The sequence below is a fragment of the Paenibacillus senegalimassiliensis genome (assembly GCF_001486585.1).
Lineage (GTDB): Bacteria > Bacillota > Bacilli > Paenibacillales > Paenibacillaceae > Fontibacillus > Fontibacillus senegalimassiliensis.
In genome coordinates this window covers 1-6,130 of record NZ_LN909033.1, presented here as the reverse complement: position 1 = coordinate 6,130, position 6,130 = coordinate 1, and the positions used below count along the sequence as shown (strand labels likewise).

Sequence of the window (6,130 nt, the reverse complement as noted above, 5' to 3'; positions counted from 1 at the left end):
GAAGCGGGCGACAAACAGGGAAACAAGATTGATCCACCGCTGGCTCCCTCCAAGACATATCCGACCATCGATGCTGCTGTAAAGGATATTGAGAAGTCGGAGCAGAAGCCCGAAATATCACCGGAGAAACTCGATTGGATGAAAGAGGTAGGCATCAAGGAGTTTGATAAACCTATGAAGTTCTATGCGCCGCGTAATCATCATCTATGTTCAGAGGAGTATATGGCAAATACCCCGCTTGAGAAGATCAAGGCAGGGTATGAGAGTACGTTGCCTGTTGAAGATGATTTGCTGAATAAAGTCCATGAAACAATTGGAATTCTTTTGGACTGGATTCAGAGTAAAGCAAATGCGGCTTCCATTGCTGATACAGCAGCGCTCCCGGAAGTAATCAAAGGAACAGCTGAACTGATCGAAGCAGCGAAGATTAATGTTCTTCTCTCAAAGCGGAATTAATAGTCTCATAGATTTTTAAATAAGCTTTAGCAATTTGTTCAGCAAGAGAATCATTTTTCTCCTGACCAATCGTTCCAACTTCTGCAATTAGTGAATGTGATATTGCAATAGTCAATTCGAGAGCTATCTCTTTATTGGTCTTTGACACGAGTCATCCTCCTTTCGTGATAATGAGGATCTGGACAATTCCATTATTCGACAGGAGGGAGGGAATTCCTACTTGAAAGGAGAGATTATGTTGTTACCAGATGAACTCAAGAAAGACCGATATTGGAGCGGGGCACTGCACATCTTCGCAAATCATTCTAAATTGAAGTTATACATCAATCAATTTATCGATTTTGAAGAATTGTCCCTTGATGTGGATGGATTCGAACGGATATCACGTTCCTGGAGTCCAGCAGATAAGTTCATGCTTCGTCTGGCATTACATTTATTCAATGGTCAAAGCGCTATAGACCTTTCGCTCATGGATCGGCTTGATAGTAACAATAAGAAGCTTGCGTTCAAAGCGATACAGTTAAGGTTTGCAGGATGATTACTCGGGGCAAGGATTGGATGTCGTTGACCAGGGAAGAGCGGGAGCAGGAATTGAAGGCCGCGAGGTTTCGCACACAAATGAAGTGGCTGCGGATCAATGTCTGCGGAGAAAGAAAACAATCCTCCGGTTAAGGCCCGGAAGATTGTAAGGAGCACTACAAAATTTTCACCATTATTATATCACAACCTATGATTTTACGTAAATGTGAAGCAGATTAAGCCTTACGGATGTCCGTTGGACACAGTTAGGACATATTAGCTACATCTGAATCATGTCCAGAATAGAGGGCGGTGAATCAAGAAAATGGCGTGGATAGAAAGCCATCAAGGAACGGATAGGCATCCAAAAACGCGTAAATTTTGCAGGAAATTGGGTGTGTCGGTGCCGACAGCGGTGGGTCACTTGCATATGTTTTGGTGGTGGGCGATGGAATTTGCTCAGGATGGAGATGTATCCAAATTTGAAGCAGAGGACATTGCCGATGCCATGGAATATGACGGTGATCCAGATGTGCTAATGGATGCTTTGATATATGCCGGATACATCGATCAAACCGCATCAGGACGCGTAATACACGATTGGTATGACTACGCGGGAAAGCTCATTGAGCGGAGGAAAAGCGATGCTTTGAGAAAGGCGAATTCCAGAAGAAAGCCAGCGGAGGTAGTGAGGGATTCCGAAGACGTTCCGAAAGATGTCCAGCGGACAGAGGACGGACACGACGCGGAGTCCATATGTAACCCTAACCCTAACCTAAACCATAACCAAGAAGATATAAAAGATTCTTGTCCCGAATCGCCTCCGGCTGATCAGGACGCATACCCTTCTCCTGCACTTCAATTTTCTGAACCTGGTAAAAAGCAAGGGAGGAAGAAGCCGGAATATGCACCAGATAGTCAGTATTACAAAATGGCGGTGTATTTCAAGGGCCGGGTTGATGCAATGGCTGCTGATGAAGGGCTTACTCATTTAACAGATCGGACAAACCTCCAGACCTGGGCAGATGATTTTCGAAAGCTCGTGGAGCTGGACAAGCAATCGGACACCGAACTTATCAAATCGGTTATGGATTGGGTCGTCAAGGATGGATTCTGGAAGAGCAACGTTTTGAGCGCGGAAGCATTTCGTAGGCAGTTCCCAAAGCTGGTCTTAGCCATGAAGAAGCCTGCTAGGAATACTTACGTACCGAAGAACCAGAAGCGGGAGATACCAATTGTGCCAAGTGATACCGAAGCGGAAGTTACCGAAGCGGAATTTGCAGAACTCGTAAGACAGGCGGAGGAACGGAAGAGGAGGAAGGGCCTGAGTGGACAACCTGTGGCTCAATAAGTATCAGGCAGAGAGGTCCGGGAAGCCGTGCCTGCTGCCCAGGCAGATACAGACGGATCATGGATGGGTGTGGGAGGGGAAATGGACCGGAGGACCTGAGCCCGTATGCGATATCTTGCTTACCTTTACCAGATGCCGAGTGCTTGGTTGCCCCGTTGGACCCAGGGAAGCTCCTGCCGCTTATCTCTACAAGCAATCTGAGCCAACGCAATTCAGGTATATCCCATTTTGGGCGAGATTCATTGAGCAGATCAACTTAAGTCAAGCAACCGAACTGGAGAAGGCCGTGTTAGCTCGTCGTCGAGGCGACGGAGTTAGGCCGATAGGGGGGCGGTGAAGCGATGGTTATTCATCCGAAGGCCTTAAGCATGATTGAGGGGGCGTTAGAACCCGTGATTCGTTCGGGCAGAGACATTAACAAACTTCGCTTGTATGTATTCCCGGATTCTCCACTAGCCGAACTATCAAGCATCCATACCAGGTTTGGGGATTTGAAGGTTAAGCAAGATGATTACAGTCGAAAAGGCATTGCTTATATCTTGGAGGACCCGGGACGGAAGGGGAGAGGATTTTATTGGGTATCGCGAGCGACAGGCTAATCATAACCGTCATTAGCAGATTCAATCTCTTTCGTCAGCCTCACAAAATAGGCGATGTGATAGAGGTGCAGGGAGAGCCGCTGCTAATTCTAGGCATTGAGAACTTTTTTATCCGCCACAATCGAATTGACGTGAATTACACGTGCCAGCGGCTGACCAGCCTGGATTACGTCAGCAAGGCTAAGGCTTATAAGCAAACGAGTGAAATCGAACTGGTGGTTAATTTACCACATGCCAAGTGGGATAAAGTAGACGGGATAAGACCCGGAACGATTCAATACGTCCAAGGCGAGTGTTATAAAATAACCGAATTTTCCGGATTGTCGCTGAAAGGGACTGACTTGCATATTGACCTTATTGCTAGGCCGATTTATCCAGTAGATCGCAAGGAAGCGCGGGCGAAGTTGTTTGACGAACGCCGGAAGAAGCTTCAGTTAGAAATTTTGTAAAGGGGATAAAAATATGAGTTATGAACCTGAACGGGAAATCAGAAGTATCCTGCACGACAAAACGGTAGTTGTATTTAACACCGGCGACAGAGTTATCTTCCAGGCTTCACGAACGGGAACGATGCCACTGACGGTAGACCCCGAAGAGATTGTCGACGATTTAATTATTACCCTTGAGCAGCGGGACATCGAGATAGCGTCCCTTCGCTCCGAATTGATAGAGTCTCGGGACACGGCGGCTCGTTACATCTGCCAGTATCAAGGAGAAGAGAATAGGTTTCAGCGGCAAAACGCGGAGTTAGGCAGGCTGCAGAAGCAGATCGAGGCCGCAAGCGGGGAAAAAGCAGACGAACCGACGGAGAAATATTGGATTGGCGCAGCCAGCCAAGAACGCGCCAAAGAAATAGCCCGTAATCACTCGTTGGAAAAGAATCAATGGAGCAGGGCTCACGCTGGAAAGCCTAACAGTCTGAAAGATGGGATCAGGGTATCAGATCGGAAATATCTCATTGGAGACTTTGCCGAGTGGGAACTTCGCATCCTCACGGCCCACTTAGGCGGTGAGAAGCAATGAGTAAATGGATTGGAAAGCCATCGCCCAAGAGCATGCATACGGGTGCCGGGTGGTTTGCAGAGCTTGACCGAGCTTACACCGACGGAGAATATGCTGTTATGTCTAGGGTGGTAGAGACGGAGTGGGGCCAAGTAGTCCACGCCTGCATACGAAACGCGGAAAATACGGATATACCGTGGGCAGAGAAACAGAGAATCAAGAATGAGCTACTTGGCGAAGAACGGATTGCCCTAGAGGTATTCCCGAAGAATTCGGAGTTAGTAGATCAAGCGAATATGTATCACCTGTGGGTGCTGCCCGCGGGAATGAAGTTGCCGTTCGGGATTTGATGCAGTAAAGACCCAAAAAAAATAATAGAAATGAGGAATTAACATGGACTTGAATTTAATGGTGAACAACACTTTATCAGCACTGAAAGATGAAGGTTATGTCGAAAATATTGTAAGAAAAAAATTAGAGAGAACAATTGATGAGGTTATCGAAGATACGCTAAGAAGTTACAGCGATTTCGGAAAAGCCTTGAAGCAGCAAGTCCAGGAACAAATGCAATTCAATTTAGATAGATTGGACATCCCTTCATACAATCAAGTGATTTTGAATGTCATAAAAGGCGAACTGGAAAGATCAGTTCATGAAGAAGGGGCGAAGCGAATTCAAGAAAGCATTCAGGAAGTGTTGGGAACGTCAAAAGAAGAGTATAAATTGTCCGAACTGATTGAAGAAATTGTTGAGCAAGACTGCGAACTGAACGAATTGGATTATGAAGACTACAAAGAAATCACCGTAATCATTGAAGACAAATACAGTTCTAAGTACGTCTACATTGACCCCGAGGAAGATAAATCATGGCATCGATGCAAATATCAAATCGTTCTTGATGAAGATGCAACTGTCCGCAGAGCAGAAATTGGTGACAAAAGCTTTGACAACAAAGTGATTATGGGCGGTTTGTATGGTGCGGATGCAACAATATTCAAAATGTGGACTCGTAAAGCCAAATTGATTATCGATGATTACGAAACGAGTTTCACCAATCCAGAGTATTCTTGATGCGCATTCGACCCAAAGAGCGAAGGAGGATTTTAAATGTCCGTAATAGATGTAAGGTATATTGGTGAGTCATCTGAGGGTTTTACCCATGGAAAAGTATACGAGAGCGCATTGAATGTTTCTGACGGTAGTTTGCTGGTAACTGATGATGTTGGCAAGTCAGTAAGATTTGAGCCGGGATGGTTTATGACATTTGACAACTTGGGAGTGCACGGAAGCACAAGGCGCAGGGAATCTGCTTGGCTGGATGGGGTAGCAAAAAAATTTTGTGGAGTTATTAAGCGCGAAGATGCGGTGAAGTACCTCAACGACAAAGAAAAATACGATTTTCACTGTCTTTGCAACAAGATTGAGATGGGCAGAAAAAGGGATGGGAAACATCCTGTGAATGCCTACTTGGTTATCAATGTCGATGAACCATATGCGAAAGAAGTTGCCGATATTTTGAAGCGTCATGGACATTGGGGATAATGCACATTCCGCGGCAACGCCGCAATGACCATTTAATGAAGGAGTGAATGAAGGTGAAGACAGAAATGCAGATTCAAAAAGAAAATGTTGCAAAGTTACTAAAATTGATAGCGGAAAATCCGGATTTGAGAGTATTGCCAATGGTAGACTCCGAAATTGTAGCCGATGATGGATATAATCGTTGGACGGCTGTATTCGGGTCGGCGCAGGTCGATGAAGTTGTGTCAATGGGAGAGCGCATTTATATCCGCTCAGATGATGAAGAACAATTGATTAATGAAGCTTACGACAAGTTGTATGACGACAAGTTGACGGACAAAGAAGCGGAAAAGAAAGCCGAAAGCATTGTCGGTAGTTACGAGTGGGAAAAGGTTATTTTAGTAAACATTAACGAGTCGTAAGTGATAATTGACACATTTAATGAAGGAAGTGTTTAAATGGCAAATCAGAAGAATAAAGAATTATTCTCATTGCTCGATGATCTACATGAAAATTATGTACAGATAGAGCATTACGCCGTTGGCCGAACAAAGGCCGGCAATCGTCCCTCTGGAAGGCTGCGACATATTGAAACTCATGCAAGCAATATTGAGCAGATTGCGGCGAAAATTCAGCAACAAGTTCAAGCCATGATGAAGTGAAAACGTCACAGTTCGAAAAT

At 45.3% G+C, this 6,130-nt stretch carries 13 protein-coding genes; 12 read left to right on the top strand and 1 reads right to left on the bottom strand.

The features are described from left to right. On the top strand, positions 1–456 hold a 456-nt coding region (locus tag BN3279_RS00300; protein WP_157686424.1), incomplete at its 5' end, for a hypothetical protein. Here the strand turns inward: BN3279_RS00300 and BN3279_RS23625 are convergent. Further along, on the bottom strand, positions 428–604 hold the full coding sequence (locus BN3279_RS23625) for a hypothetical protein (RefSeq protein WP_157686423.1): 177 nt from the start codon (positions 602–604) through the stop codon (positions 428–430). The two genes, BN3279_RS00300 and BN3279_RS23625, sit on opposite strands and share 29 nt — an antisense overlap. A gap of 72 nt (positions 605–676) precedes the next feature. On the opposite strand from BN3279_RS23625, the gene BN3279_RS00295 reads away from it, so the two are divergent. From BN3279_RS00295 to BN3279_RS00245, 11 genes are all read left to right on the top strand, one after another. Beyond that, positions 677–994 carry a hypothetical protein gene (locus tag BN3279_RS00295; RefSeq protein ID WP_232436721.1) on the top strand — a complete coding sequence of 106 codons (318 nt, stop codon included), beginning with the start codon at positions 677–679 and terminating at the stop codon, positions 992–994. 411 nt (positions 995–1,405) lie between these two features. Continuing rightward, on the top strand, positions 1,406–2,326 hold the full coding sequence (locus BN3279_RS00290) for a hypothetical protein (RefSeq protein WP_059048843.1): 921 nt from the start codon (positions 1,406–1,408) through the stop codon (positions 2,324–2,326). After that, complete coding sequence (locus BN3279_RS00285) at positions 2,304–2,663, top strand: hypothetical protein (protein WP_059048709.1); 360 nt, start codon at positions 2,304–2,306, stop codon at positions 2,661–2,663. Before BN3279_RS00290 ends, BN3279_RS00285 begins: the two co-directional genes overlap by 23 nt. A gap of 4 nt (positions 2,664–2,667) precedes the next feature. Further along, positions 2,668–2,925, top strand: coding sequence for a hypothetical protein (locus BN3279_RS00280; RefSeq protein WP_059048708.1), 258 nt, complete (start codon positions 2,668–2,670; stop codon positions 2,923–2,925). Then, on the top strand, positions 2,901–3,374 hold the full coding sequence (locus BN3279_RS00275) for a hypothetical protein (RefSeq protein ID WP_059048707.1): 474 nt from the start codon (positions 2,901–2,903) through the stop codon (positions 3,372–3,374). Before BN3279_RS00280 ends, BN3279_RS00275 begins: the two co-directional genes overlap by 25 nt. Before the next feature lie 13 nt (positions 3,375–3,387). After that, the gene (locus BN3279_RS00270; protein ID WP_059048706.1) at positions 3,388–3,948 is read left to right on the top strand and encodes a hypothetical protein; all 561 of its coding nucleotides are present in this window, start codon (positions 3,388–3,390) and stop codon (positions 3,946–3,948) included. Continuing rightward, entirely contained in the window at positions 3,945–4,277 is a 333-nt protein-coding gene (locus BN3279_RS00265; protein ID WP_059048705.1) for a DUF7694 domain-containing protein, read from the top strand. The genes BN3279_RS00270 and BN3279_RS00265 overlap by 4 nt, the downstream gene beginning before the upstream one ends. 43 nt (positions 4,278–4,320) lie before the next feature. Then, entirely contained in the window at positions 4,321–4,998 is a 678-nt protein-coding gene (locus BN3279_RS00260) for a hypothetical protein (RefSeq protein WP_059048704.1), read from the top strand. Between the two features lie 36 nt (positions 4,999–5,034). Then, the gene (locus BN3279_RS00255; RefSeq protein ID WP_059048703.1) at positions 5,035–5,469 is read left to right on the top strand and encodes a hypothetical protein; all 435 of its coding nucleotides are present in this window, start codon (positions 5,035–5,037) and stop codon (positions 5,467–5,469) included. A gap of 53 nt (positions 5,470–5,522) precedes the next feature. After that, positions 5,523–5,870, top strand: coding sequence for a hypothetical protein (locus BN3279_RS00250; RefSeq protein WP_148466784.1), 348 nt, complete (start codon positions 5,523–5,525; stop codon positions 5,868–5,870). 36 nt (positions 5,871–5,906) lie between these two features. After that, a complete protein-coding gene (locus BN3279_RS00245) occupies positions 5,907–6,110 on the top strand; it encodes a hypothetical protein (protein ID WP_059048701.1) in 204 nt (67 codons plus the stop codon). The last annotated feature ends 20 nt before the right edge of the window (positions 6,111–6,130 follow it).

What these genes read in the sequence shown, in the direction of transcription:
- BN3279_RS00265 (WP_059048705.1), top strand. Translation starts at nt 3,945, where the DNA reads ATGAGTAAATGGATTGGAAAGCCATCGCCCAAGAGCATGCATACGGGT.
- BN3279_RS00270 (WP_059048706.1), top strand. Translation starts at nt 3,388, where the DNA reads ATGAGTTATGAACCTGAACGGGAAATCAGAAGTATCCTGCACGACAAA.
- BN3279_RS00245 (WP_059048701.1), top strand. Translation starts at nt 5,907, where the DNA reads ATGGCAAATCAGAAGAATAAAGAATTATTCTCATTGCTCGATGATCTA.
- BN3279_RS00255 (WP_059048703.1), top strand. Translation starts at nt 5,035, where the DNA reads ATGTCCGTAATAGATGTAAGGTATATTGGTGAGTCATCTGAGGGTTTT.
- BN3279_RS00280 (WP_059048708.1), top strand. Translation starts at nt 2,668, where the DNA reads ATGGTTATTCATCCGAAGGCCTTAAGCATGATTGAGGGGGCGTTAGAA.
- BN3279_RS00290 (WP_059048843.1), top strand. Translation starts at nt 1,406, where the DNA reads ATGTTTTGGTGGTGGGCGATGGAATTTGCTCAGGATGGAGATGTATCC.
- BN3279_RS00260 (WP_059048704.1), top strand. Translation starts at nt 4,321, where the DNA reads ATGGACTTGAATTTAATGGTGAACAACACTTTATCAGCACTGAAAGAT.